This window comes from Hallella absiana, assembly GCF_025457485.1.
Classification (GTDB): domain Bacteria; phylum Bacteroidota; class Bacteroidia; order Bacteroidales; family Bacteroidaceae; genus Prevotella; species Prevotella absiana.
This window is the reverse complement of the sequence record NZ_JAMXSP010000070.1, coordinates 1-2308: the sequence shown is the minus strand read 5'-3', so window position 1 is coordinate 2308 and position 2308 is coordinate 1. Positions and strand designations below refer to the sequence as shown.

Below are 2308 nucleotides of genomic sequence, written 5' to 3'. Positions count from 1 at the left end.
GTGGGGTAAGGGGATTTTATGCCTCCTTGTGGCGATTTTCACCTCTTTGAGCCTCTTTTTCTGCGTAGCCTCTTTTTCTTTCAGTTCTATTTCATTTTTTGAGGGTGGTTGCGGATTTGAGGGTGATTATACTAATCTAACAAATAATATATCTTTGTGAAGGTAAGAAAGTAAAAAAGAGAATATACAAGCATTATGTCCAAACGCGAATACATCACTTCCAACCGCAAGTGGTTGGAGGATAAAGCCAAGGAGGAGGGTGTGAAAGCCCTTCCCAAAGGCATCTATTATAAAGTGTTGAAGGAGGGAGACGCTCATGGTGCACAGCCTCAAAGACGGAGCATCGTCACCGTCCACTACACCGGCTGGACCATCGACGGCAAGAAGTTCGACAGCAGTCGGGGCGGCACGCCGATAGCCATGCGACTGAGCGACCTGATAGACGGCTGGATCATTGCCTTGCAGCAGATGCACGTCGGCGATGAGTGGGAGCTCTACATCCCGGCAGAGATGGGCTACGGCAAGTTCTCACAGCCCGGCATCCCAGGCGGTTCCACGCTCATCTTCGATATTGAGCTGATAGGGGTGGCATAGCATAATAGGAGGTAGCCTATGAAATTCGCATTTCTATTCTTTCTTCTCCTGCCTATCGCCGGTCAGATTTATGTGGCGTGGCGCACGTGGCAGCTGCTGCCGGACATCATGCCCTTACGTATGGCTATCGTGGGACTGATGGCATTGGCTTTTGTGACCTTCTTCGTCGCCATGTCGGGGGTTATCGACCGTTGGCCGATGTCCTTGGCGACCCTCACTTACGAGGTGGGGACATCGTGGCTGATGATCCTGCTCTATCTCTTTCTTGTCTTCGTCTGTCTCGACGTGCTGCAGCTCTGCCGTGTAGTTCCTTCTGCAGCTCTGCATGGTAACGGATGGCTGTCAGGAGGTATAGCCGTGGCACTGACCGTTTTGTTCACCCTCGCTTACTTCCATTACAACGACAAGAAGCGGGTGGAGATGGAGGTGACGACGAAGAAGGATTTGAAGAAAGACGTGAAGCTCGTCCTTGTCAGCGACCTCCATTTGGGCTATCACAACACGCGTGCCGACCTTCACCGTTGGCTCACGTTGCTGAAGGCTGAGCATCCCGATGCGATCCTCATTGGCGGCGACCTCATCGACGGCAGTTACCGACCGGTAGCACAAGAGCACATGGCTGAGGAGTTCCGCAACTTGGACATTCCCGTCATCGCCTGCTTAGGCAATCACGACTACTATACGGGACTCAATGCTGACTTGCAGTTCTGCCGCGACGCCGGCATCATGGTACTGCGTGACAGGGCTATATTCTTGGATGGGATAGGCAATATCACTGTCATCGGCCGCGACGACCGCACCAACCGCCAGCGCAAGTCGCTCTCTGAGGCTATGCGAGGGGTCGACAAGTTCCGTTTTCTTATAGAGCTCGACCATCAGCCCTATCATTTGGAAGAGGCAGAAAACAATGGTGTGGATTTCGAATTTGCCGGACATACCCATCACGGGCAGGTGTGGCCCATCAGTTGGATAACGGATGCCATCTATGAGGATGCCTTCGGTCCGCTGCGAAAAGGAAATACCCAGTATTATGTAAGCTCCGGACTGGGTATCTGGGGTGCCAAGTTCCGCATCGGCACACAGTCGGAATACCTTGTGCTGACTATCAGACAACAGTAAACGTCAAGCGGCTTCTACCACCCATAAAACTTCCCGCCATCATCGCACATCTTCTCCCAGTCGGACTTACCGATATAAGTCCAACGAGAGAGTTACTTCTGGTTGTTCCTGTTTTCTCGGACTCAAAAGATGGGCAAAAGAAAGGTAAGGAGTTCAAAACCAGCAAGTTCTTCTGCAAGACCGACTTCAACATGGCTGTGATCGCCAAGGAGGAGAAGGACTATGCCCAATACCCCTTACCAAAGTTCTACAACTTCCCTTCCGTCGAGGCGCGTGAGCGCATCCTCTATGCCAACTTCCTGAAAGTAAACCAGGAGGTGAAGGATATGATTGCCGAGATACAGGAGTTTTATAAGAAGTGAGAATGACTGGAACTCATGAAAAACTGAGCTCCAGCCTTTGACATAAATATTCAAATAGAACCATTCTTTGTTATTATTTAACTGTTCGAATTAACAAGAGTATTTCTATATACCCTTAATTCCGCAACACTATTACAAATATAACTTTTTAAGTACCTGAGCAACAAAAAGTTGCCCAGGATTTTGCCATGTCGAAGAATTCACTTATCTTAGTGTTGCAAAAATAAACAAGC

General features: G+C 49.6%; 2 protein-coding genes and 1 pseudogene. All 3 read left to right on the top strand.

The window, feature by feature from the left end; all coding sequences use genetic code 11:
- Positions 1-195: 195 nt before the first annotated feature.
- Complete coding sequence (locus NG346_RS14330) at positions 196-594, top strand: FKBP-type peptidyl-prolyl cis-trans isomerase (protein ID WP_262281351.1); 399 nt, start codon at positions 196-198, stop codon at positions 592-594.
- Between the two features lie 18 nt (positions 595-612).
- Positions 613-1713, top strand: a complete 1101-nt coding sequence (locus NG346_RS14325; RefSeq protein WP_262281352.1) for a metallophosphoesterase — start codon at positions 613-615, stop codon at positions 1711-1713.
- Between the two features lie 143 nt (positions 1714-1856).
- Positions 1857-2075 (top strand): annotated as a pseudogene (locus tag NG346_RS14320) (hypothetical protein); the annotation flags it as partial.
- Positions 2076-2308: the final 233 nt, after the last annotated feature.